A 23,853-nucleotide genomic window follows, 5' to 3' on the forward strand; every position below is an offset into this window, starting at 1 on the left:
GCCGCGTCCACGGCGATCCGGAGGGCAGACCCTAGGCTGGACACATGACCTCGAACCGCTGGTCCGACCTGGAGCGGCCGCCGCTCAACGCGGCCTCCCTGCGCCGCGCGATCGTCACCCCCGACAGCCTGTGGACCGACCTGGACGTGGTCGACTCCACCGGCTCCACCAACAGCGACCTGGGCGCCCGGGCCCGGGAGGGCGCCGCCGAGGGCGCGGTCCTGGTCGCCGAGGAGCAGTCCGCGGGGCGCGGCCGGCTGGACCGGCAGTGGCAGGCCCCCGCCCGCTCCGGGCTGTTCTTCTCCGTGCTGCTGCGGCCGACCGCCGTGCCGCCCCGGCACTGGGGCTGGCTGCCGCTGCTGGCCGGCGTCGCGACCGCCACCGCCGTGGCGCGGACGGCGGGCGTGGACACCGGGCTGAAGTGGCCCAACGACGTGCTCGTCACCGTCGACGGCGAGGAGCGGAAGGCCGGCGGCATCCTCGCCGAGCGCGTCGGCGACGACGCCGTGGTGATCGGCATCGGCCTCAACGTCACGCTCCGCGAGGAGGAACTGCCGGTGCCCGCCGCGGGCTCCCTCGTTCTCGCCGGGGCCAAGGCCACCGACCGCGACCCGCTGCTGCGCGCGGTGCTGCGCGCGATCGCCGAGTGGTACGGCGAGTGGCTGCGTGCCGGCGGCGACCCGGCGGCCTCCCGGCTCCAGCAGGCGTACGCCGCCGGCTGCGTGACGCTCGGCCGCACCGTACGCGCCGAACTCCCGGGCGGGGCCGAGCTCAGCGGGCGCGCGGTGGCCGTCGACGAGGACGGACGGCTGGTCGTCGCGACCGACGAGGGCGAGCGGGCGGTCGGCGCGGGCGACGTCGTCCACGTGCGCCCGGCGGGAGAGTGAGCCAGACCACACCTGCCGTATGGTTGAGGCGGCAGCCTCCGGCGCGGTGATCGGAAGGGCCGGTGCGCAGGGACCCAGGAGGGGGCGGGCGGTGACCGTGGACGACGCGAGCGGCCTCCCGCCGCACGAAGGGCCGGGCGGGCCACAGGGCGGGCAGCCGGAACGCGAGGAGCGTGAAGAGCCCGAGGAACGGGGCGGATCGGCCCGCGCGCAGGCCATCGAAGAGGACCCGATCGCGCTCCGCCTGGAGCACCTGATCCTCGGTTCCGGACGGCACTACACGCCCTTCCAGGCGGCCCGCAGCGCCGGCGTCTCCATGGACCTCGCGGCCCGGTTCTGGCGGGCGATGGGCTTCGCCGACATCGGCCAGGCCCGCGCGCTGACCGAGGCCGACGTCCTGGCGCTGCGCCGGCTGGCAGGTCTGGTCGAGGCCGGGCTGATCAGCGAGAGCACGGCGATCCAGGTCGCCCGGTCCACCGGCCAGACCACGGCCAGGCTGGCCGAGTGGCAGACCGACTCCTTCCTGGAGGAGCTCACCGAGCCGCCCGAACCCGGCATGACCCGGGGCGAGGTGGCCTATCCGCTGGTCGAGCTGCTGCTGCCGGAGCTGGAGGAGTTCCTGACGTACGTGTGGCGACGTCAGCTCGCCGCCGCCACCAGCCGGGTCGTCCGCTCGGACGACGAGGAGGCCGTGGACCGCCGGCTCGCGGTCGGCTTCGCGGACCTCGTGGGCTTCACCCGGCTCACCCGCCGGCTGGAGGAGGAGGAACTCGGCGAGCTGGTCGAGGCGTTCGAGACCACCGCCGCCGACCAGGTGGCCGCGCACGGCGGACGCCTCATCAAGACCCTCGGTGACGAAGTGCTGTTCGTCGCGGACGACGCCGGCACCGCCGCCGAGATCGGCATGCGGCTCATCGAGACCATGAACGGCGACGAGACGATGCCGGCGCTGCGCGTCGGCATGGCCTTCGGCACCGTCACGACCCGCATGGGCGACGTCTTCGGCACCACGGTGAACCTGGCGAGCCGGCTGACCTCGATAGCGCCCCGGGACGCGGTGCTCGTCGACGGCGAGCTGGCGCAGGCGCTCGTCGCGGCGGGCGAGGCACCCGAGTCGGAGGCGGAGATCGTGCCCGGCTCGGAGGAGAAGTACCGCTTCGGGCTGCAGCCCATGTGGCGGCGGCCGGTGCGCGGCCTCGGCGTCGTCGAGCCCTGGCTGCTGAGCCGCCGGGGCGGCTGAGTCCGGCGAGCGGCCGCTCCCGGGAGAGCACCGCGCGCGGCTGCCGCGTCCGGGCGGACCATGTGGTCGTCCGCGCCCGCGCCCAGCCCGGCAGGCATGTCGGTCTCGGCGCCGCGGGCGGTCGGCCCGGCACCCGTGGTACCCGGGGAGCATGACGTCGGGGACGGGCCTGCCCACTACGCTGGCGGTCGACGTTCACGATCGTTAACAGCGACCCGGAGGTGGCGGCGCGATGGCCGAGCAGCGGTTTGGCGAGTGGGTGGCGGTACGCAGGCACGGTGACGCCGGGCGGGTGGCGGAACTCGTGCTGGACCGGCCCAAGGCGATGAACGCCATCTCGACGGACATGGCCCGGTCGCTCACCGAGGCGTGCGCGGCGCTGTCCGCTGACCGCTCGGTCAGCTGCGTGGTGCTCACCTCGACCCACGAGCGGGCGTTCTGCGTGGGCGCCGACCTGAAGGAGCGCAACTCCTTCACCGACGCCGACCTCGCGCGGCAGCGCCCGTACACCCGGGCCGCCTACACGGCCGTGCTGGAGCTGCCGGTGCCGTCCATCGCCTCGGTGCACGGCTTCGCCCTCGGCGGCGGCTACGAGCTGGCGCTGGCGTGCGACGTGATCGTCGCGGACCCGACGGCCGTCGTGGGGCTGCCCGAGGTGACGGTCGGCGTGATCCCCGGCGGTGGCGGCACGCAGCTGCTGCCGCGCCGGGTGGGCGCGGCGCGGGCGGCGCAGCTGATCTTCACCGGGCGCCGGGTGCCCGCGGCGGAGGCGCTGGCGCTGGGCCTGGTGGACGTGCTCGCCGAGGAGGGTCAGGGCCGGGCCGAGGCGCTCGCGCTGGCCGCCCGGATCGCCGCCAACTCGCCGGTTGGCCTGCGGGCGGCCAAGCGCGCACTGCGGCTGGGCCAGGGCACGGACCTGCGCACCGGTCTGGACGTCGAGGACTCCGCCTGGCGCACGGTCGCCTTCTCCGGCGACCGCGCCGAGGGTGTCGCGGCGTTCAACGAGAAGCGCGACCCGGTGTGGCCGGGTGAGTGATTGACGGGGAAAAACGACCGTGCCGCCGGTACGTGACGTGCGGGGCCGTGCGAACGTCGCAAACTGGTAAAAAGTTCTGCTGCGACAGGAGACGGGCGCATGAACGGCACCGGCGGGGACGCTCGACTGCGCGCCGTCGCCGAACTCGCGCGGGCGGTGGCGGCGGCGAAGTCGCCCATGGAGGCGGCCGTCGCCGCCGCCTCCTCGGCGCGGGTCGCGCTCGGTGGCTCCATGTCGGCGATCTCCCGCTGGGAGCGCGACCGGGGGCGGCTGCGCGTCCTGGTCAACGACGGGGACCTGGCGCCCGGCGAGGAGCCGCAGCCCGACGAGGAGGTGTACTCGGTCGCGGACTTCCCCGAGATCGTGGAGTTCCTGCACGCCAAGTGGACCGAGGGCGGCGAGCCGCACGCCTGGATCGAGACCGCCGAGGGCCCCGCGGAGGGCCGCGGCGGCGCCTACTGCCACCAGCGGGTGGCCACGCTGCGGCGGCGCGGCCGCACCTCCTGCGTCGTCGCGCCGATCATGCTGCACGGGCTCGCCTGGGGCGAGCTGTACGTGGCCCGGGGCGCCGGGCGGCCGGTCTTCGACCGGGACGACGCCGAGTTCGCGACCGTGCTCGCGACGCTCACCGCGGCCGGGATCGCCCAGACCGAGCGGCTGGCCGAGGTGCGCCGGCTGGCCTTCAGCGATCCGCTGACCGGGCTGGCCAACCGGCGGGCCGTCGACCAGCGGCTGGAGGAGGCGGTGGAACGGCACCGCGCCGACGGGACCCCGGTGAGCCTGGTGGTCTGCGACCTCAACGGGCTCAAGCGGGTCAACGACCAGCTCGGGCACGCCGTCGGCGACCGGCTGCTGGTCGGCTTCGGGTCGGTGCTGTCGCTGTGCGGGGCCGCCCTGGAGGGCAGCCTGGTGGCGCGGCTGGGCGGCGACGAGTTCTGCCTGCTCTCGGTCGGGCACCGCGCGGAGGAGGTCGTGGCGGTCGCCGAGGAGCTGTGCGTGCGCACCAAGTGGCTGGGGCTGGGCGACGGGGTCGCGGTCGGGGTGGCGTCTACGGACGCGGAGATCGGCGTGGTGACCTCGGGGCGCCGGCTGTTCCGGCTTGCTGACGCGGCCCAGTACCGGGCGAAGGCCCTGCACTCGGTGGAGCCCGTGGTCGCCGGGCGCGGGGCGCCCGAGGACCCGGTGGTCCGCCTCGCCGACCAGCCCTCGGGCCACGACGTGGAACGACGCCGCTTCCGGGGGCGGGACTGAGCGGCTCGTACGTGGGCGGGGCCGTGGTGTGTGGTGCCGCTTGGCAGGGTCGCGGTCGGGGCGCCGTCGGCGTGGGTGGCGGATCAGCCGTTGAGGGGGGTTGCGGGCGTCGGGGGCCCGGAGCGATGTCTGTTCGGTGCCGACCAGCCGGCGGGCCGGGACCTCGGGCGATGCTTCCGGGGCCGGGACCGAGCGGGTCGGGCGTGTGCGGTGCCGGGTGGCGCGGGCGCCGGCCGGGGGTCGCACGCGCCAAGCCATGGAGGTGAAGGCGCGGCGGGACCCGGGGCGGAGGGGCGCCTGCGGGGTGCTGGGCCGGTCCGCGGCCGTGGCGAGGAGGCGTGGGTTTCCGGGGCGGGGCTGAGGTGCCGCGGGCACGGCGGGTTGCCGGCGCGCTGGTGCCTGCGGGGCGCCCGACCAGTCGGCGGTGGTGCGGGACTGGTCCCTCCGGGCGGCTCGGCAGTGCGGCTCGGAGCGGAGTGGTGCCGCTTCCGGGGTGCGGGAGGGGGCGGGCGGAAGAGGTGCGTCCGACGCGTGACAGGTTGCGATTCAGTCCGTAGGGTTCGTGAATATGAGTATGCATAACGTGGTGATCGGGGCCCACGGGGTCGCGGCGGAGGATGTGCTGGCGGTGGCCCGCGGCGGGGCGCGGGTCGAGCTGTCTGCGGAGGCGCTGGCCGGGATCGCCGCGGCGCGCGAGGTCGTGGAGGCCCTGGCGGCGAAGCCGGAGCCGGTGTACGGCGTGTCGACGGGCTTCGGCGCGCTCGCGGTGCGGCACATCAGCCCCGAGCTGCGCGCGCAGCTGCAGCGCAGCCTGGTGCGCTCGCACGCCGCCGGCATGGGCCCGCGCGTGGAGCGCGAGGTGGTGCGCGCGCTGATGTTCCTGCGGCTGAAGACGCTGGCCTCCGGCCGGACCGGCGTCCGTCCCGTCGTCGCCGAGACGATGGCCGCGCTGCTCAACGCGGGCATCACCCCCGTCGTCCACGAGTTCGGCTCCCTGGGCTGCTCCGGCGACCTGGCGCCGCTGTCGCACTGCGCGCTGGTCCTGATGGGCGAGGGCGAGGCGGAGGGCCCGGACGGCGTCGTGCGCCCCGTCCCGGAGCTGCTGGCCGCGCACGGCATCGAGCCCGTCGAGCTGCGCGAGAAGGAGGGCCTGGCCCTCATCAACGGCACGGACGGCATGCTCGGCATGCTCGTCATGGCCATCGACGACCTGCGCCGGCTGTTCACCGCCGCCGACGTCACCGCCGCGCTCTCGATGGAGGCGCTGCTGGGCACCGACAAGGTGCTCGCCCCCGAACTGCACGCGATCCGCCCGCACCCCGGCCAGGCGGCCAGCGCCGAGAACATGCGCCGCGTGCTCGCCGGCTCCGGGCTCACCGGGCACCACCAGGACGACGCGCCGCGGGTGCAGGACGCGTACTCGATCCGCTGCGCCCCGCAGGTGGCCGGTGCCGGCCGGGACACCGTGACGCACGCCATGACGGTGGCCGACCGCGAGCTGGTCTCCGCCGTCGACAACCCGGTCGTCTTTGCCGATGGGCGGGTGGAGTCCAACGGCAACTTCCACGGCGCCCCCGTCGCCTACGTGCTGGACTTCCTGGCCATCGCCGCGGCCGACCTCGGGTCGATAGCGGAACGGCGCACCGACCGGCTGCTGGACAAGAGCCGCTCGCACGGCCTGCCGGCGTTCCTGGCCGACGACCCCGGCGTGGACTCCGGCCTGATGATCGCCCAGTACACGCAGGCCGCGCTGGTCAGCGAGAACAAGCGGCTCGCGGTGCCCGCGTCGGTGGACTCGATCCCGTCCTCGGCGATGCAGGAGGACCACGTCTCGATGGGCTGGTCGGCCGCGCGCAAGCTGCGGCAGGCGGTGGACAACCTGGCCCGCATCGTCGCGGTCGAGCTGATGGCCGCGTCACGCGCCGTGGAGCTGCGCGTGCAGGGCAGCGAGGTGCTGGTGGCCGCCCCGGCGACGCAGGCGGTGGTGAAGGCGGCACGCGAGGCGGGAGTGGGCGGCCCCGGTCCGGACCGCTTCCTGTCCCCGGACCTGGAGGCCGCGTACGACTTTGTGCGCGGCGGCGGTCTGGTGGCGGCGGCCGAGTCGGTCACCGGTCCGCTGGCCTGAGCCGGTCCCGGCACCGCACCGCCCCCTCGGGCCCGGAGGCCTGAGGGGGCGGTGCGGACGGGCTCTAGTAGGCGTCGCGTGCCCGGCGGCTCGCGTTGAACACGAGTGCCGCGCCCAGGCCGAGGAAGGCGGTACCGCCGACCAGGTAGGGCGTGGTGTCGACGCTTCCGGTGTCCGCCAGGTGCTGGCCCGGGCCGGTGCCCGAGCCGGTGGTGGCGGTGGAAGCGGACGACTGCGCGCTCGTGTTCGCCGTGTGCTCGGCACTGGCGGACGCGTTGGGCACGAAGTACAGGGCGCCGAGGACGGCGGCCGCCGTGATGGCGACGAAGGCGGGCGGACGGTGCGAGGTCAACGGATCCCCCAGCGGTTGCGGCGACTTGACCGTGAAGCCCGATGGTAGTGAGACAACTGCCGTGGAGGGAAGTTCGGCCCCGGAACCGGTGCTTCCGCGGGTTGCCGGAGGGCCGCCGCGGGTATCCTTCGGCGCCGGAAGCGGACTGCCTGCGCACTGCGGGCCGTTCCCCCGCATACGCTCCGTCACATGAGCACTACTGACATCCCCACCGGGGAGAGCGGGCCGCGCTACGTGCGGCTCCAGGTGGAGCTGGTCCTGGAGATCACCGGGTCCGGCGAGCTGACCGACGCCGCGCTGGACCAGATCGGCGGCGACGACTACATGCCGGACGACGAGCGGCAGCACGCCGAGGCGTCGGTGCGGCAGGACGAGTCGGAGGCGCTGGCCTACCTCGTCGACCCCTTCGACCTGGTCACCAGCGTGCCGGGGATCGAACTGGTGCAGGCGTCCTGGTCCTGCGCCCACACCGAGTACGACCCCGACTCCGACGAGTGGGACCTCTACGGAGACGAGGCCGACGACGAGGCGGAGGACGAGGACGAGGAAGCCGACATCGACGAGGAGGAACCGCGCGGGCGCTGACCGCGTCCTCGCCAGTGCGTGACTCACCTGCCCCGGGCCCCTCAATGGGTCCGGGGTTTCGCACGGGCCGCGGCAGAGCGCCCATGTCACGTGCGTCACGCACGTGTTCTTCCCCACACTTCGAGGCGTGGGGGAACGGACCAAAGACCCTGGCAGTTCCTGGACGTACGAGTGAGGCTCGATCGAGGGCCGTGGCCCGCGACGCGAGCGGGCCGGGGGAAACGCGTACCGGAAGACATTGGAGACCTGTGTGAAGCGCGCCGAGACCGGCACAGTCACCGACACGATTCCCTCCCGCAGGCGGCGAGCCGGGCTGGCAGCTCTGGCGCTGCTCGCCGCCGGGGCGATCACCCTGACCGCGTGCGGGGGCGACAAGTCGGGAACCGCCGGTTCCGACAACAACGTCAAGTCGCAGGACTCGGTCGACGAGCAGGCGGCCAAGGACGCGTCGGACGCCCGAATATCGATCATCCCGAAGACCGGCGCCGACAACGTCAGCATCAACACCGGTGCCAAGGTGCAGGTGACCGAGGGTGAGCTCACCAGTGTCGTGATGACCTCGGTCGCCGACGGCTCCGAGGTCGAGGGCACGATCTCCGCGGACGGTACGAGCTGGTCCCCCAACGACCAGCTGGAGCGGGCCACCAAGTACAAGATCGCCGCCGCGGCGGAGGACGGCAAGGGCCGCAAGGCCGCCGAGAACTCCACCTTCACCACGGTCAGCCCCGAGCACAGCTTCATCGGCTACTACACGCCCGAGAACGGCCAGACCGTCGGCGTGGGCATGCCGGTCTCGCTCAACTTCACCAAGGCGATCGAGGACAAGAAGGCCGTCCAGTCGGCGATCTCGGTGACCTCCAGCAGCGGCCAGGAGGTCGTCGGCCACTGGTTCAACTCCACCCGGCTCGACTTCCGTCCCGAGGCCTACTGGCAGGCCGGCTCGACCGTGACCCTCAAGCTGAACCTCGACGGGGTCGAGGGCGCGAGCGGCGTCTACGGCGTGCAGGAGAAGACCGTCACCTTCAAGATCGGGCGCAGCCAGGTCTCCACGGTCGACGCCTCCACGCACCGGATGAAGGTCGTCCGCGACGGCAAGGTCATCCGCAACGTCCCGATCTCCGCGGGTTCCGACGAGAACACCACCTACAACGGCCAGATGGTGATCTCCGAGAAGTTCACCGAGACCCGGATGAACGGCGCCACCGTCGGCTTCACCGACGACGACGGCAAGGGCGAGTACGACATCAAGGACGTGCCGCACGCCATGCGCCTGACCACGTCCGGCACCTTCATCCACGGCAACTACTGGGGTCCCGACTCGGTGTTCGGCAGCGTCAACACCAGCCACGGCTGCGTGGGCCTGAACGACACCAAGGGCGCCAAGGACACCTCGACGGACGCCTACTGGTTCTACACGAACTCGATCATCGGCGACGTCGTGACCGTGAAGAACTCCAAGGACAAGACCGTCGACCCGTCCAACGGCCTCAACGGCTGGAACATGAGCTGGAGCGCCTGGAAGGCGGGCAGCGCGGTCTGACACCGCCCCCGCCCCGGACGGCCGCAGGGGCCCGGAACCGTGAGGTTCCGGGCCCCTGCGGCGTTCCCCGCCGCGCCCCGCACGGGCGCGCCCGGCGGGCTCAGTCCTTGGTGCCGTCCACGATGACCGGGGAGCCGCCGGAGTTCGTACCGCAGGGCACCGCGTACACGGGGTTGGACTTCGCGGCCTCGCGGTAGGCGTCCAGGCACTGGTTGTAGAGCACCTTGTCGCTCAGCGACCGGGCGATGATCCGGTTGGCGCTGGCGATGCCCTCCGCCTCGATCCGCTTGCGCTCCGCCTCGGCCTTGGCGGTCCTGGCCGCCTCGACGGCCCGCTCGGTGGCCTGCTGCTGCTGGATCTTCTTGTCGATCTGCTCCTGCAGCTGGTCGGAGGGCCGCACGTTGCGCAGGTTGACGGCGGTGACGTCGATGCCGCGCGGGGCGAGGCGCTGCTTGATCAGGGAGTCGATCTCCGAGCCGATCTGCTCGCGGGCGGAGGCGTACCCCTCCTCGCTGGAGTGCTCGGCGAAGACGTTGCGGATGATCTCGCGGCTGTCCGGCATCACCAGCCGCGACTGGATGGCCTCTTCGTTGCCCGCCAGCCGGTAGAGCTCGACGGCCTTGGCGGGCACCACGGCCCACTTGATGGTGACGTCGGCGTAGAGCACCCCGCCCTGCGAGGAGCGGACCTCGACCACCTCCTTGTCGTGCAGGTCGAGGTCGACCGGACGCGTCGAGAACGAGGTGACGTCGGTGAACGGCGACCTGAAGTGGATGCCGGAGGTCAGCGGCGAGCCGACCTTGCCGAAGGTGACCGGCACGCCGACCTCGTAGGCGCTCACCACGTGGATGCAGGCGAAGACGCCGGCCAGCACGCCCGCCACGGCGCTGAGCGCCGCCCCCAGCTTCCAGCCGCCGGAGCTCTGGCCCCGGGCGACGAAGAACAGCACGACCGCCGCCATGAGCAGCAGGATGGACAGCACGAACACAGGGATCCCCCTCCGGACCACGGACCGGCGCCGCCCCCCGGCCGCGCCGCGCAGCGCATCGTAACGGTCCGAGGTGACGGGCGGCTGCGCCGTGTGACGGGCCGTGAGCAGCTGTGGCAAGGCTGTTGCCGGGTCCGTACGGGACCGTGGCACGGCTCCCCGCCGGCCTACCGCGGACGCAGCGCCTGGGGGTCGTCCAGGACGGCCCGCACCACGCTGTACGCGGCACCGAGCAGCACGCCCTCGCGGCCCAGCCGGGACACCCGTACGGCGTCCGCGCGCCATTGACGGTCCGTCACGCGGCGGCCCAGCTCGCGCTCGACGGCCGAGCGCAGCCACGGTGCCAGTGAGGCCAGCGTGCCTCCCAGCACCACGGCCTGCGGGTCCAGCAGGTTCACCGCGCCGCTCAGCGCGATCCCGAACGCCTGCCCGGCGGCCGCGAGCGCCTTCAGCGCGGCCGGGTCCCGCTCCGTGGCGGCCGCCTGGAGGGCCTTCAGGGCGTCCGGCCGCTCCGGGGCGATCCCCGCGGCGCGCAGCACGGCCTCCTCGCCCGCGTACTGCTCCAGGCAGCCGCGCGCCCCGCAGGAGCAACGCGGGCCCGTCGGGTGCACGGGCACGTGGCCGAGCTCCCCGGCGAAGCCGCGCGCACCGCGGAAGAGCCGTCCGTCGACGACCAGCGCGGCGCCGATGCCGATCTCCGCCGAGACGTGCACGAAGTCGGTGATGCCCTCGTGGCCGCCCAGCCAGAGCTCGGCGAGGGCGCCGAGGTTGGCCTCGTTCTCGACGGTGACCGGGACGGGGGAGGCGGCCAGGCCGTTCCCGGACCGCGCGAACCAGCCGGCGGCGTCGACGTCCTCCCAGCCGAGGTTGGGCGCCCGCATCACGACCTGCCGGTCGCGGCCGACCAGGCCCGGCACGGCGAGCGTCAGCCCGGCCGGTTCCAGCCCGGCGGCCCGCGCCTGCCGCCGGACCTCGGCCACGAGCGCCGCGAGTTCGCGCAGCACCTCCGCCGCCGGACGGCCGCGGTTGTCCGCCTCGACGCGGGCCCGGGCGCGCACGGTGCCCCGCAGGTCGACGGCGACGGCGGCGAGGTGGTCCACCCCGACCTCCGCGCCGAGGCCCGCCGGGCCCGTGTCGTTCAGGGCCAGGGCGGTGCCGGGGCGGCCGACCGTGCCGGGGCGCTGGGCGCCCAGCTCCACCAGCAGGCCGGTCGCCAGCAGCTCGTCGACGAGGGTCGACACCGTGGCCCGGGTCAGGCCCACCTCGGCGGCGACGGCCGCGCGGGACACCTCGCCGTGCTCCGCCACGGCCCGCATCACCAGCGCCAGATTCCGCCGTCGCAACCCCGCCTGCGACCCCGGCCGTTCCGCCACGCTCCGGTCCCCTTCCGCTCTCGTCCGTCATCCGTCCTGGTAGACGTCGTCCCCCCCCACCCTCGCACGCCCCGCCCGGGGGACGGGCCCCGGGCGGGGGGAGCGGCTCACCGCACGTCGAAGGAGTCGGCCAGCGCCGTCGCCAGGCGGTCCAGCGCGGCGTCGTCGCGCGGGACGGGGTCGTAGGACGGGCCGGCCGTGGTGTCCCAGCGGCGGGCGACGGCCTGCGGGGTCTCCTTGGTGAGCAGCCCGGCGGCCTGCGCGGCCGCGCCGAGGGCGACCAGCTCGTCCGCCACGGGGATCCGGACGGCGCGGCCCGACAGGCGCCGCACGGTCTCCCGCCACGCCGTGCCGCGGGCGCCGCCGCCGATCAGCAGCAGCGGCTCGTCCGAGCCGGCGCCGTCGACCGCGAGCACCTGGTCCAGGGCGGTGAGCAGGGCGTACGCCGCGCCGTCGTAGGCGGCCTGGAGGATCTGCCCCGGGGTGGTGTCGTGGCGCAGCCCGGTGAGCAGCCCGGAGGCGTACGGCAGGTTCGGGGTGCGCTCGCCGTCGAGGAACGGGAGCAGGACCGTACCGCCGCCCGCCTCGACCGCCTCGCGGTCCAGCGACAGCAGCCCTGCGATCTTGTCGACGGCGAGGGTGCAGTTGAGGGTGCAGGCCAGCGGCAGCCAGTCGCCGTGCCCGCCCGCGAAGCCCGCGACGATGCCGGTGGGGTCGGTGGGCCGGGTGGTGGCCGGGGTGTAGACGGTGCCGGAGGTGCCGAGGCTGAGCGCGGGCTGCCCGGGGGCGAGCCCGAGGCCCAGGGCAGCGGCGGCGTTGTCGCCGGTGCCGGCGCCGACCAGGACGCCCTCGCGCAGCGGCAGCCCGGGCAGGGTGACGCCGGCGGCCTCGCCGGGGCCCAGGACCCGGGGCAGCAGGGCCGGGTCGAGGCCGATCTCCGCGAGCAGCGCCTCGTCGTACGTCTCGGTGTCCGTCGCCCACCAGCCGGTGCCGGAGGCGTCGCCCCGGTCGGTGACGCCCGCGCCGGCGAGCCGCTCGGTGAGGAAGTCGTGCGGGAGGCGGACGGCCGCCGCGGCCTTCGCCGTCTCGGGCTCGTGCTCGGCGAGCCAGGCCCACTTGGTCACGGTGAAGCTCGTGCCCGGCACGCTGCCGAAGCGCCGCGCCCAGTGCGCGGCGCCGTGCCGCTCCACCAGGGCGCTGGCCTGCGGGGCGGACCGCACGTCGTTCCAGAGCATTGCGGGCCGCAAGGGCCGGCCGACCGGGTCGAGGACGACCAGGCCGTGCTGCTGGCCGCCGACCGAGACGGCGTCGGCGCGCTCGGCGTAGGGCCCGATCTGGGCGAGGGCGGCGCCGAGCGCGCGCCACCACACCTCGGGGTCGGTCTCGCGGCCCGCTCCCTCACTCACCGTGTGCCGGGCCTGTCCCCTGGCCAGCACCTCGCCCGTCTCCACGTCGACGGCGAGCACCTTGGTCGACTGGGTGGAGCTGTCCACACCCAGCGCGATCGGTCCGTTACCCATCCTGCGGCTCCCTTCACAAAGCGGCGATGGCATATTAATTTGTTCAGTGGTCTTACGAATAGGAGCCGCCGCGATGAGTTTCACCCCCACCCCCGAGGACAAGTTCACCTTCGGTCTCTGGACCGTCGGCTGGCAGGGCCGCGACCCCTTCGGTGACGCGACCCGACCCGCCCTCGACCCCGTCGAGAGCGTCAACAAGCTGGCCGAGCTCGGTGCGTACGGCGTCACCTTCCACGACGACGACCTGATCCCCTTCGGGTCGGACGACACCGCGCGTGAGGGCCACATCAAGCGCTTCCGCCAGGCCCTGGACGCCACCGGCCTGAAGGTGCCGATGGCCACCACCAACCTCTTCACGCACCCGGTCTTCAAGGACGGCGGCTTCACGGCCAACGACCGCGAGGTGCGTCGCTTCGCACTCCGCAAGACCATCCGCAACATCGACCTCGCCGCCGAGCTCGGCGCCAAGGTCTACGTCGCCTGGGGCGGCCGCGAGGGCGCCGAGTCCGGTGCCGCCAAGGACGTGCGGGTCGCGCTCGACCGCTTCAAGGAGGCCTTCGACCTCCTCGGCGAGTACGTCCTCGAGCAGGGCTACGACCTCCGCTTCGCCATCGAGCCCAAGCCGAACGAGCCGCGCGGCGACATCCTGCTGCCGACCATCGGCCACGCGCTGGCGTTCATCAACGAGCTGGCCCACCCCGAGCTCGTCGGCCTCAACCCCGAGGTCGGCCACGAGCAGATGGCCGGGCTGAACTTCCCGCACGGCATCGCCCAGGCGCTGTGGCACGGCAAGCTCTTCCACATCGACCTCAACGGCCAGACCGGCATCAAGTACGACCAGGACCTGCGCTTCGGTGCCGGCGACCTGCGCTCCGCGTTCTGGCTGGTCGACCTGCTGGAGTCGGCCGGTTACGAGGGCCCGCGCCACTTCGACTTCAAGCCCCCGCGGACCGAGGACATGGACGGCGTGTGGGCGTCCGCCGCCGGCGGCATGCGCAACTACCTCATCCTCAAGGAGCGCGCCGCCGCGTTCCGTGCCGACCCGGCCGTGCAGGAGGCGCTGAAGGCCTCCCGCCTGGACCAGCTGGCCCAGCCGACCCTCGGCGAGGGCGAGTCCCTGGCCGACCTGCTCGCCGACCGCGGCGCCTACGAGGAGTTCGACGCCGACGCCGTCGCGACCCGCGGCTCCGCCTTCGAGCAGCTCGACCAGCTCGCCATGGACCACCTGCTCGGCACCCGCTGAGACCCCGGGAAACAGGGTTGCCGCCGGGCGCGCCCCGGCGGCACCCTGCGGGGGTGATCGAACTGCGTGTGCTCACCCCCGACGACTGGCCGCTCTGGCGGCGACTGCGCCTCGCCGCGCTCGCCGACGCGCCGCAGGCCTTCGGCGCCCGCCTCGCCGACTGGCAGGGCGACGGCGACCGTGAGGAACGCTGGCGCGGTCGGCTCGCACTGCCCGGCTCGTACCACCTGGTCGCCCTCGTCGACGGCGAACCCCGCGGCATGGCCGGCGGCGTCCCCGGCGAACTCCCCGACAGCGCCGAGCTGATCTCGATGTGGGTGGCCGGCGAGGCCCGCGGCCGCGGCGTCGCCGACCGGCTCATCCGGGCCGTCGAGGAGTGGGCCGCGGGCACTGCGGGTGCCTCCCTGCTCCACCTCGCCGTCGCCGAGGGCAACGCGGCGGCGACGGCGCTCTACGTGCGCAACGGCTTCACGGACGACGGGGGGCCCGCCGGGGTCATGCCGGACGGGCGGTCCGAGCGTGTGCTGACGAAGCGGCTCGCGGGGACGCCGGCCTGAGGGAACCGGCCCGGGCCGGTCCGGGTGGGCCGGGTCGGGCCGGCCCGGAGCGACCCGGGCCGGCGTCCCCGCGGTTCACCAGGCGAAGGCCTCCGGGGCCGGGCCCGGTCCCGGGAAGATCTCGTCGAGGCCCGCCAGCAGCTCCTCGTCCAGCTCCAGTTCCACCGCGCGCAGCGCCGAGGCGAACTGTTCCGCCGTACGCGGCCCCACGATCGGCCCGGTGACCCCGGGCCGGGTCAGCAGCCAGGCCAGCGCCACCTCGCCGGGTTCCAGGCCGTGCTTGCCGAGCAGGTCCTCGTACGCCTGCACGCGGGCCCGGACGACCGGGTCGGCCAGCCCGGCCGCGGACCGCCCCACCTTGGTGCGGGCCCCACTGGCCTCCCGCTCCTTGCGCAGCGCGCCGCCCAGCAGGCCCTGGTGCAGCGGCGACCACGGGATGACACCGAGCCCGTACTCGCGCGCCGCCGGGACGACGTCCATCTCGGCCCGGCGCTCCGCCAGGTTGTACAGGCACTGCTCGCTGACCAGGCCCATCGAACCGCGGTTCGCGGCCGCCTCGTTGGCCTGCGCGATCTTGTACCCGGGGAAGTTCGACGACGCCGCGTGCAGGATCTTGCCCTGGCGCACCAGCACGTCGACGGCCTGCCAGATCTCCTCGAACGGGGTGTGCCGGTCCACGTGGTGGAACTGGTAGACGTCGATGTGGTCCGTGCCGAGCCGGCTCAGGCTGGCCTCGACCGCCCTGCGGATGTTGACGGCGCTGAGGCGGTCGTGGTTCGGCCACGCCTCCTCGTTCCAGGCCTTCCCGTCGGCCGACATGTTCCCGTACACCTTCGTGGCCAGGACCACCTTGTCGCGGCGGCCCCCGCCCCGCGCGAACCACCGCCCGAGGACCTTCTCCGTCAGGCCCTTCTCCTCGGCGACGCCGTAGATGTCCGCGGTGTCGAAGAAGTTGACGCCCGCGTCGAGCGCGGCGTCCATGATCGTGTGGCTGGTGGGCTCGTCCGTCTGACCGCCGAAGTTCATGGTGCCCAGCACGATGCGGCTGACCTTGAGGCCGGTGCGGCCGAGTTGTGTGTACCTCATGGGGTACCAGCGAACGCGTTCGAGTGAACTCCCGGCAAGGGGGTTTGTGGCCGGGGGTTGTGGTTGCGGCCGGTTGTTGTGTGCGGGTGCGTTGTGGTTTCTGTTGGGGGCTTTTCCCGCCCTCCCTCCCGATTGCCCGGCGCGATTGGTGCGGGCCTGCGCAAGTTCGTCGGGGGTCGGCGCCGCGCCGGCGCACGTCCTCAACGCTCGCGGTTTGCCCCCACATCCTTGGGCGCCGCACTTAACCGCTCGTCGTTTCCGGGCGCACCCCGCCACACCCCCTCCGGCCGGTTTGCGCGCACAACGGCCGGTGGGGGGTATGGGGGCAGTCCGGGGTTGCCGCACGTGCCTTGCTGAACCCCCGCAGCCCCGCCGCTCAAGCCCACGTCACCGGGTCCGCCGCTCGTCTTCCCCGGCCTTCGGCCAAGAGCCACCGCGCCACACCTTCTCCCGCCGTGTGGGCGCATGACAGCCGGTGGGATACGGAGGACGTCCGGGCCTGTCCCTGACCGCTCTGCGCCCCCTCACAGCCCCGCGGTTTCAACCCGGATCGTTCGGTGCCCGGTTCGCCGCTCGTCTCCCCCAGTCTCCGGCGTCCCGCCGCTACCTCGCCCTGTGTGTGGGCGCATGACGGCCGGTGAGGGGTGCGTTAGGCAGGTGCGGTGCCCCGGCCTGCCTTCTGACCACCCACCGGCCGTTGTGCGCGGAACCGGCGGAGGGGGTGGGGGAGGTGGGGGCACCCCCGGCCGAAGGCTGGGGGAGGGTGGGCGTTCTGGACGCTGACGTGTATTTGATGTGCGGCAGCGACGGAACCGACGAGTGGTGCCCGTCATGCACATAAATATGCGGTACAGAATGCCCACCCCGGAGGCCCCGCCCCCGGCCCACCAACCCACAGAGCGAGCCCCGCACCAACCATGCCGGGCAATCGGGAGGGCGGGCGGGCGGACCCCCAACAGAAACCACAACGGACCCGCACACGACGACCGGCCACAACCATGGACCCCGGGCACACAAAGTCGCCGGGCGGCTCAGGCCGCCTGTCCGTCCACGACGCCCTTGGCGAAGTCCGCGCGCAGGCGCGCGAGTTCGCCGTCCGGCACCGCCCGCGCCCAGGCGTCGGGGAGCCCCCGCACGGTGTGGTCCTTGGTGGTCGCGGCGCTGTAGGTGGCCGTGCAGGTGAGCGACACGGTGCCGGAGGGCTGCATCTTCTTCTGGAAGGTGCAGGTCTTCACCTTGCGGCCGTCGAGGGTGATGTCGATGCTGATCTCCGCGTAGACGGGGTCGTCGGAGGCCTCCTCGGCGCCCAGGTCGTCGTACACGGAGTTCTGCAGGGTGAAGCGGGCCGTGCAACTGCTGTTGCCGCAGGGGGTGAAGCGGGCCTTCCCCGTGGTGCTGAAGCTGACCGCGGGGTCGACGGCGGACTTCAGGGCGGCGAGGTCGCGGTCGTAGGCGGTCGTGAAGGTCTGGCGGTCGGCGCCGCCGAGCGCGCTCACCGTGGTGTCCAGCCCGTCGGGCAGGGGCAGCGGTCCCGAGGCGGCGGGGGAGTCGCCGGCGGCGAGCCGCAGCAGGGTGCGGGGGACGGATTCGCTGATCCAGAAGCGGCCGCCGGTCGTGGTCAGCACCTTGACGGGCCGTCCGGCGACCGTGGAGGAGGCGATGGCGTCGGGGCGCCCGCGGTCGGCGGCGTCACGGAGCAGGGCGGCGACGTTGGAGGGGTCCAGAGGGGTCGTCAGGTCGTCTATCTCGGGCAGGTCGGCGGAGGAGTCCATCCAGCGGCCGTCGATCCGGTCGAGGAGGTCGCCCGCGTAGCCGCGGTCCTTCCAGTACGCCTTGCCGGCCTTGGTCAGCCGGTGGTCGTCGGTGGTGAGCAACCGCACGGTCGAGCCCTGGTCCTGCAGCGAGCCGCGGCCCCAGCCGCCCGGGGTGGTCTGCAGGTCGAACGGGGTGCTCGCCCCGCTGTCGAGGGCGAAGTCGCCCCGGTAGGAGAGGACTTCGGCCTCCCCGATGGTGTCCGCGGCCTCGCGCAGCATGCGCCCGGCCTCTGCGGCCGGATCCCTGGGCGCGGTCGCCGAGGGGGACCTCCCGTCGCCGGAGCCGTCACCGCTCCAGGGCGCCCAGATGAGGAGGCCGGCCACCAGGGCCGCGGTGGCGAGCCCGGCCACGGCCAGCAGCGGGCCGCGCCGGCGGGGCGGCGGCGGGTAGCCGGGGTGCGGCGGGTACCAGGGCGCCTGCTGATGGGCCTGCGGCTGCGGCGGGTACGGCGGCGCCGGCGGGGGCGGCGGTCCGAAGCCGCCGCCTCCCGTGCCGCCCCCGGTCCCGTGGGCGGGACCCCAACCGCCGCCGCCCCACGGTGTTCCGTCCGTCATATCCGCTTCTCCCCACTTCGTGCGGCCACTCGTGCCCCCACCGGCGTCCCCGTCAGGACGTCCCGCCGGGCGCCGACCCTCTCATCCGGCCCGCGTCCCCGCCCCGTCCTTCCGCGAATCCGCCGCGGGCCGGGCCCCGCGGGTGCACGGCGGGTCCAGGGCAAGGTACTGCAGCGGCCGCGCGGCCCCGGCGGAGGGGTTTCTCATGCCGCTCTCATCGGCCGCTCAGGCTCTCATCACGGCTGGTTCCTACGGTCGCGGCAGCGGAGCGTGAGGCACTGCCCTCCCCCCGCTTCCCGTTCTCCCGACCCGGCGAGGAATCGCATGTTCTTCACGTACCTCCGGCGCGAACTCCGACGCCGCAGAAAGGCGGCGCTCGTCATCGCGATGGGCCTCGCACTGGGCATCGCCCTGGTGATCACCGTCAACTCGGTGTCGGCCGGCATGCAGCAGGCCCAGGGCAAGGTGCTGGAGTCGCTGTACGGCCTGGGCACCGACATGACCGTCACCAAGGCCGCCGACCCCGACTCCTCCTCCTCGGAACGCCCGCGCTTCCGGTTCGACGCGCGCGGCGACGACAAGGAGCAGAGCAGCGACCGCGTCATGGTCCAGGGCTTCCAGTCGCTGAAGTCCTCGGTCGTCGACCAGGTCGCCGGGCAGAGCGGGGTCGAGCAGGCGGTCGGCGGGCTGAGCCTGGTCGTCATCAAGGTCGACGGCCAGTTCCAGCGCGGCGAGTTCCAGCAGGCGCCGGGCGGCGGCAACCGGCAGCGGGGCCAGGGTGGCGACGGACAGCCCCAGGGCGAGGTGCGCGGCGGCGGCGCCGACTTCGCCATCAACAACTTCACCGTCTACGGCACGGACGTCGCCCACCTCGGCCTCGGCCCGCTGACCTCGTCGAAGATCACCTCGGGGAAGACCTTCACCGCCGCGCAGGCCGACGCCAAGGTGGCCGTGCTCGACAGCGCCTACGCGAAGCAGAAGAAGCTGACGGTGGGCAAGACGCTCACCATCTCCGGCACCGCGTTCGAGGTCATCGGCATCGCGACCGCCGACAGCGGCTCCTCCTCCGCCAACGTCTACATCCCGCTGAAGCAGGCGCAGACGCTCGCGGACGCCAAGGACAAGGTCACCACGGTCTACGTCCAGGCCAGTGACTCCAAGAAGATCGACTCCGTCAAGTCCGCGATCCAGAAGAACGTCTCCGGCACGACGGTGACCACCTCCTCCGACCTGGCCTCCACGGTCTCCGGTTCGCTGTCCACCGCCTCGGACCTGGCGACCAACGTGGGCAAGTGGCTGTCGATCGCGGTGCTCGTCGCCGCCTTCCTCGTCGCCGGACTGCTGACCTCCTCCGCGGTCAGCCGCCGGGTGCGCGAGTTCGGCACCCTCAAGGCGCTGGGCTGGAAGAGCGGCCGGGTGACCCGGCAGGTCATGGGCGAGGCGATCGTCAACGGCCTCATCGGCGGCGCCCTCGGCATCGCCCTGGGCCTCGGCTGCGCCTACCTCATCACCGCGATCAGCCCCACCCTGGAGGCCACCGTGGGCGGGAGCGGCGGCGGTGGCGGGGGCGGCGGCTTCGGACCGGGCGGCCCGGCCCGGCGCGCCGCGGCCGACGCCCTGCACATCTCCCTCCAGGCGCCGGTGGAGGTCGACACCATCGTGCTCGCGGTGGTCCTGGCGGTCGCCGGCGGTCTGGTCGCCGGGACCTTCGGAGGCTGGCGGGCCTCGCGGCTGCGCCCGGCGGACGCCCTGCGCCGCGTCGAGTAGCCCGCGCCCGTCCCCGAGACCGGGGGCCGCGTTCCGCACCCCTCCCCCCGGCGCCGCGCGGCCCCCGCCCTTCCCCTTCAGGACCTCAGGAGTCACCTCATGTACAAGCTGAGCGGCGTGACCAAGCGCTACTCGCGCGGCAAGGACGTCGTGGACGCGCTGCGCGGCGTCGACCTCGTGATCGAGGACGGCGACCAGCTCGTCGTCCAGGGCCCCACCGGCGGCGGCAAGTCGACGCTGCTGCAGATGCTCGGGGGCCTCGACCGCCCGAGCGAGGGCTCGGTGGAACTGGACGGCGTCGACCTGGCCCGGCTGGGCGAGTCCCGGCTGACCAAGGTCAGGTCGCAGAGCATCGGCATCATCTTCCAGAGCTTCAACCTGATCCCCACCCTGACCGCGCAGGAGAACGTCGAGACCGCCCTCGTCCCGCTGGGCGTCAAGGCCGCCGAACGCCGTGCCCGTGCCGCCGAGGCCCTCGCCTCCGTCGGCCTCGGCGACCGGCTGCACCACCTGCCCGGGGAACTGTCGGGCGGTCAGCAGCAGCGCGTGGCGATCGCCCGGGCGCTGGTGAAGCGCCCCAAGGTGCTGCTGGCGGACGAGCCCACCGGTGCCCTCGACGAGGGCACCCGCGACGAGATCCTCGCGCTGCTGGAGGGGCTGTGGAAGGAGTACGGACTGACCTTCGTCATGGTCACCCACGACTCCGCCATCGCCCGGCGTGCCACGAGGGTCGCCACCATCAAGAAGGGCCGGATCACCGTCACCGAGCGGACCCCCGCGGCCTGAACCGCCCTACCCCGTCCCCGGCTCACGGCCCCCGGCGCGCGTCGCCGGGGGCCGTGCGGCGTTCAGTCCGTGACGCCCAGGTCCTCGCGCATCAGGCGCTGCATCGTCCGCAACAGGGGTTCGGCGTCCTTCAGGGCCTCCAGCGCGGTCCGCGCGCTCTCGCCGTCCGCGCCGAGGCCCCGGTCGAGGCGCTTGGCCGCGGCGTCCGCCGCCGCCAGGACGCGGTTGACCTCCCGTGAGGCCGCCAGGACGCGTTCCGGGACGATCATCTGCGCCTCGGCGTACCGGTCCCGGTGGTCGCGCCGGGACTCCTCGACCGCGTCCCGCTCCTCGGCGGAGTAGACCCCGTCCCTGATCCGGTGCAGGGCGTCCTTGAGCAGCGTGTGGAACTGCCGTGAGGCCCGGTTCATCGCCGTGTACGCCGCCCGCCGCTCCTCGAAGCGGCGCAGGCGCTCCGTCTCGGTGGCCTCCGCCCGGCGCCGCCGGTCGTCGGCGCGCTGGGCGAGCACGGGCGCGAACAGGGTGCCCAGCACCCCGACGACCCCGGTGACCATCGCGCCGAGCGTGGCGTTCACGGTGTGCCTCCCGTCCCGCACGGCGGGACGGCGCCGGCGGTCGGTGCCGCCGCGCGCGTGTTCATCCGACGTCGGTGCAACGTGTCCCCCTGTGTCCGGTCGGCCCGCGCGGGAGCGCCGGTCCCCGGGCGCGTACGCGCGTCGCACGCCCCCGCCTCGCAGGCGCAGTATGGACCGCCCGCCGCGGGCGGCTCAAGCGTCACTTTGTGCGCAGGGTTCCTGGTCGGCGCGAGGTTGTCGAAGCGCTTCGACACATGTCTGGACAGGGATATCGGGTCCCCGGTAGCCTCATTGTCGAAGCGCTTCGACAGTCGTGGGGGACGGGGATCCGGATGGTCACACTCGCCGAGGTGGCCCGCCATGCCGGGGTCTCCGCCAGCACCGTCTCGTACGTCCTCAGCGGCAAGCGGTCGATCTCCGAGAGCACGCGCCGGCGGGTCGAACGGAGCATCCAGGAACTCGGCTACCACCCGCACGCCGGTGCGCGGGCGTTGGCCAGCAGCCGCTCCAACATCATCGCCCTCATGGTGCCGCTCCGTACAGACATGTACGTCCCCGTCATGATGGAGATCGCGATGGCGGTCGCCACGACGGCCCGCCGGCACGGCCACGACGTCCTCCTGCTCACCGGCGAGGAGGGCCCCACCGCGGTCCGCCGGGTCGCGGCCAGCGGACTCGCCGACGCGATGATCCTCATGGACGTCGAGCTGGAGGACGAGCGCATCCCGCTGCTGCGCGCCGGCGACCGGCCCGCCGTGCTCGTCGGACTGCCCGCCGACACCGCCGGACTCACCTGCGTCGACCTCGACTTCGCCGCCACCGGCGCCCTCTGCGCGGACCACCTCGCCGACCTCGGCCACCGCTCCGTCGCCGTCGTCGGCGAGGCCGCGGCGGTCTACCGGCGCCACACCGGCTTCGCCGAGCGCACCCTCCAGGGCCTGCGCTCCCGCGCCGCCGCCCGCGGACTGAGGGTCATCCACCGCCCCTGCGAGGGCAGTTACGAGTCCACCGCCGGGACCCTCTCCCGCATCTTCGAGGAACGGCCCGACACCACCGCGCTCGTCGTCCAGAACGAGTCCGCCATCGGCCCCCTCCTCGGGCTCCTGCGGCAGCAGGGCCGCGCCGTGCCCGAGGACGTCTCCGTCGTCGCCGTCTGCCCCGAGCAGGTGGCCACCGACGCCGCCCCCCAGCTCACCTCGGTGGCCATACCCGCGCAGCAGATGGGCCGGCACGCCGTCGAACTCGTCATCGCCAAGCTGGGCGGCAGCCCCACGGAGGAGGTCCGCCTCCTCGGCCCCGAACTCACCGTCCGCGCGAGCAGCGGCCCGGCGCCGACCGCCTGACGACGGCGGGCCGCCCAAGCGGCGCTCAGGGCAAGGGACTTCGTCCCCCGGTGGACGACCGCCGTGCCGCGCGCCCCGCGTACGTTGCGAAGCGTCAGCCCCTGCCCGCCCGCAGGCCCGTGAGGCCGTCGTAGGCGGCCATCACGAGTTCCAGGCCCCGGTTGTCCTGCGCGGGCTCGCGCATCTGGTTGGTCACGTACGCCACCGTCATGCGGGCACCGGGGTCGACCATGACGATCGAGCCGCCCCAGCCGCCCCAGCCGAAGGAGTCGCCGAACAGCCCGTAGCCCAGACCCCAGCGCACCGGCATGCCCAGGACGCGGTCCTCACCGCTGAACTGCTCCTCCCGCGCACGGTCGCAGCCTGCCCGCGACAGCAGCCGCACCCCGCGCACCGCACCGCCGCAGGCCGGCACGGACTGCACGAGGGCGACCGAGCGGGCGTTGCCGAAACCGCTCGCCGCGGGGATCTGCGCGCGGCGCCAGGCCACGCTGTTGCCGTCGCGGAGCCGGATGGCGGTGCCGGAGGCGGGGGAGTCGGCGTCGCGCGCGCTCGCCGTGTAGTCCTCGTCGCGGGAGGGCGGCGGGACGGCGAGCGCCACCCGGTGGTCGTGCTCGGCGGGCAGCCCGATGTGGAAGTCGGCGCCCAGCGGCCCGGCCACCTCCCGCGCGAAGAACTCGCCCACGCTGAGACCGGTGACGCGCCGTACGACCTCGCCCACGAGATGGCCCTGGGTGAGCGAGTGGTACCCGGCCGCGGTCCCCGGTTCCCACTGCGGGGCCAGCGCGGCCAGCCGCGCGGTGGCGGCCGGCCAGTCGTAGAGCTCCTCGACCGGCCCGTCCCAGTCGGGCAGTCCCGCGGTGTGCGCGAGCACGTGCCGTACCAGCACCTTCTCCTTGCCCGCCGCGGCGAACTCCGGCCAGTAGCGGGCGACCGGCGCGTCCGGGTCGAGGTCGCCGCGGTCCGCCAGGACGAGGGCGCACAGTGCGGTCATCGTCTTGGTGACGGACCAGACGCCGGTGACCGTGTCCCGCTGCCACGGGACCGTCCGGGCCGCGTCGGCGAACCCGCCCCACACGTCCACCACGGGCTCGCCGTCCACGAAGACCGCGACCGAGCCCCCCGCGTCCCCCTCGTCCAGCAGTCCGGCCAGCGCGCCCGGCACCGCGGTGAACAGGTCGTCGTACGTGCCCTGGATATCGGCCATGCGCCGTATTAGCGCGCATCGGC

At 73.9% G+C, this 23,853-nt stretch carries 20 protein-coding genes; 12 read left to right on the forward strand and 8 right to left on the reverse strand.

Annotated elements, in window-relative coordinates; all coding sequences use genetic code 11:
• Positions 1–44: 44 nt before the first annotated feature.
• The 5 genes from ABZ479_RS00335 (at position 45) to hutH (ending at position 6,539) form a co-directional block, all read left to right on the forward strand.
• Positions 45–887 carry a biotin--[acetyl-CoA-carboxylase] ligase gene (locus ABZ479_RS00335; RefSeq protein ID WP_500459094.1) on the forward strand — a complete coding sequence of 281 codons (843 nt, stop codon included), beginning with the start codon at positions 45–47 and terminating at the stop codon, positions 885–887.
• A gap of 91 nt (positions 888–978) precedes the next feature.
• Positions 979–2,127, forward strand: coding sequence for an adenylate/guanylate cyclase domain-containing protein (locus tag ABZ479_RS00340; protein WP_500459095.1), 1,149 nt, complete (start codon positions 979–981; stop codon positions 2,125–2,127).
• Positions 2,128–2,359: 232 nt separating this feature from the next.
• Entirely contained in the window at positions 2,360–3,163 is an 804-nt protein-coding gene (locus ABZ479_RS00345; protein WP_500459096.1) for an enoyl-CoA hydratase/isomerase family protein, read from the forward strand.
• Positions 3,164–3,262: 99 nt separating this feature from the next.
• A complete protein-coding gene (locus ABZ479_RS00350) occupies positions 3,263–4,414 on the forward strand; it encodes a diguanylate cyclase domain-containing protein (RefSeq protein ID WP_500459097.1) in 1,152 nt (383 codons plus the stop codon).
• Positions 4,415–4,988: 574 nt separating this feature from the next.
• Complete coding sequence (gene hutH / locus ABZ479_RS00355) at positions 4,989–6,539, forward strand: histidine ammonia-lyase (RefSeq protein WP_499606662.1); 1,551 nt, start codon at positions 4,989–4,991, stop codon at positions 6,537–6,539.
• A 64-nt stretch (positions 6,540–6,603) separates the two neighbouring features.
• On the opposite strand, the gene ABZ479_RS00360 is transcribed toward hutH, so the two are convergent.
• Complete coding sequence (locus ABZ479_RS00360) at positions 6,604–6,891, reverse strand: hypothetical protein (protein ID WP_500459098.1); 288 nt, start codon at positions 6,889–6,891, stop codon at positions 6,604–6,606.
• Between the two features lie 189 nt (positions 6,892–7,080).
• Here ABZ479_RS00360 and ABZ479_RS00365 point away from each other — a divergent pair, with 189 nt between their 5' ends.
• Together ABZ479_RS00365 and ABZ479_RS00370 are read left to right on the forward strand one after the other, a co-directional pair.
• A complete protein-coding gene (locus ABZ479_RS00365; protein ID WP_500459099.1) occupies positions 7,081–7,476 on the forward strand; it encodes a hypothetical protein in 396 nt (131 codons plus the stop codon).
• Between the two features lie 250 nt (positions 7,477–7,726).
• Positions 7,727–9,016, forward strand: coding sequence for a L,D-transpeptidase (locus ABZ479_RS00370; protein ID WP_500459100.1), 1,290 nt, complete (start codon positions 7,727–7,729; stop codon positions 9,014–9,016).
• A 100-nt stretch (positions 9,017–9,116) separates the two neighbouring features.
• On the opposite strand, the gene ABZ479_RS00375 is transcribed toward ABZ479_RS00370, so the two are convergent.
• From ABZ479_RS00375 to xylB, 3 genes are all read right to left on the reverse strand, one after another.
• Positions 9,117–10,004, reverse strand: coding sequence for a prohibitin family protein (locus ABZ479_RS00375; protein ID WP_500459101.1), 888 nt, complete (start codon positions 10,002–10,004; stop codon positions 9,117–9,119).
• 167 nt (positions 10,005–10,171) lie between these two features.
• Positions 10,172–11,320, reverse strand: a complete 1,149-nt coding sequence (locus tag ABZ479_RS00380; protein ID WP_500459382.1) for an ROK family transcriptional regulator — start codon at positions 11,318–11,320, stop codon at positions 10,172–10,174.
• A gap of 164 nt (positions 11,321–11,484) precedes the next feature.
• Entirely contained in the window at positions 11,485–12,897 is a 1,413-nt protein-coding gene (gene xylB / locus ABZ479_RS00385) for a xylulokinase (protein ID WP_500459102.1), read from the reverse strand.
• Between the two features lie 73 nt (positions 12,898–12,970).
• On the opposite strand from xylB, the gene xylA reads away from it, so the two are divergent.
• Together xylA and ABZ479_RS00395 are read left to right on the forward strand one after the other, a co-directional pair.
• Complete coding sequence (xylA, locus tag ABZ479_RS00390; protein ID WP_500459103.1) at positions 12,971–14,140, forward strand: xylose isomerase; 1,170 nt, start codon at positions 12,971–12,973, stop codon at positions 14,138–14,140.
• Positions 14,141–14,193: 53 nt separating this feature from the next.
• Positions 14,194–14,697 carry a GNAT family N-acetyltransferase gene (locus ABZ479_RS00395; protein WP_500459104.1) on the forward strand — a complete coding sequence of 168 codons (504 nt, stop codon included), beginning with the start codon at positions 14,194–14,196 and terminating at the stop codon, positions 14,695–14,697.
• A gap of 75 nt (positions 14,698–14,772) precedes the next feature.
• Here the strand turns inward: ABZ479_RS00395 and ABZ479_RS00400 are convergent, their stop codons facing one another.
• Together ABZ479_RS00400 and ABZ479_RS00405 are read right to left on the reverse strand one after the other, a co-directional pair.
• Positions 14,773–15,783: an aldo/keto reductase gene (locus ABZ479_RS00400; RefSeq protein WP_500459105.1), complete on the reverse strand. Its 1,011-nt coding sequence runs from the start codon at positions 15,781–15,783 to the stop codon at positions 14,773–14,775.
• 1,031 nt (positions 15,784–16,814) lie between these two features.
• Complete coding sequence (locus ABZ479_RS00405) at positions 16,815–18,152, reverse strand: hypothetical protein (RefSeq protein WP_500459106.1); 1,338 nt, start codon at positions 18,150–18,152, stop codon at positions 16,815–16,817.
• Between the two features lie 324 nt (positions 18,153–18,476).
• On the opposite strand from ABZ479_RS00405, the gene ABZ479_RS00410 reads away from it, so the two are divergent.
• Complete coding sequence (locus ABZ479_RS00410; RefSeq protein ID WP_500459107.1) at positions 18,477–19,919, forward strand: ABC transporter permease; 1,443 nt, start codon at positions 18,477–18,479, stop codon at positions 19,917–19,919.
• Positions 19,920–20,018: 99 nt separating this feature from the next.
• Positions 20,019–20,705: an ABC transporter ATP-binding protein gene (locus ABZ479_RS00415; protein WP_500459108.1), complete on the forward strand. Its 687-nt coding sequence runs from the start codon at positions 20,019–20,021 to the stop codon at positions 20,703–20,705.
• Positions 20,706–20,767: 62 nt separating this feature from the next.
• Here ABZ479_RS00415 and ABZ479_RS00420 read toward each other — a convergent pair whose 3' ends face one another.
• On the reverse strand, positions 20,768–21,280 hold the full coding sequence (locus tag ABZ479_RS00420) for a hypothetical protein (protein WP_500459109.1): 513 nt from the start codon (positions 21,278–21,280) through the stop codon (positions 20,768–20,770).
• Positions 21,281–21,612: 332 nt separating this feature from the next.
• Between ABZ479_RS00420 and ABZ479_RS00425 the strand changes: the two genes are divergently transcribed.
• Complete coding sequence (locus ABZ479_RS00425; RefSeq protein WP_500459110.1) at positions 21,613–22,623, forward strand: LacI family DNA-binding transcriptional regulator; 1,011 nt, start codon at positions 21,613–21,615, stop codon at positions 22,621–22,623.
• Between the two features lie 94 nt (positions 22,624–22,717).
• On the opposite strand, the gene ABZ479_RS00430 is transcribed toward ABZ479_RS00425, so the two are convergent.
• Complete coding sequence (locus ABZ479_RS00430; protein WP_500459111.1) at positions 22,718–23,830, reverse strand: serine hydrolase domain-containing protein; 1,113 nt, start codon at positions 23,828–23,830, stop codon at positions 22,718–22,720.
• Positions 23,831–23,853 lie beyond the last annotated feature (23 nt).

The sequence above is a fragment of the Streptomyces sp. NPDC005722 genome (assembly GCF_040630935.1).
Classification (GTDB): Bacteria; Actinomycetota; Actinomycetes; order Streptomycetales; family Streptomycetaceae; genus Actinacidiphila.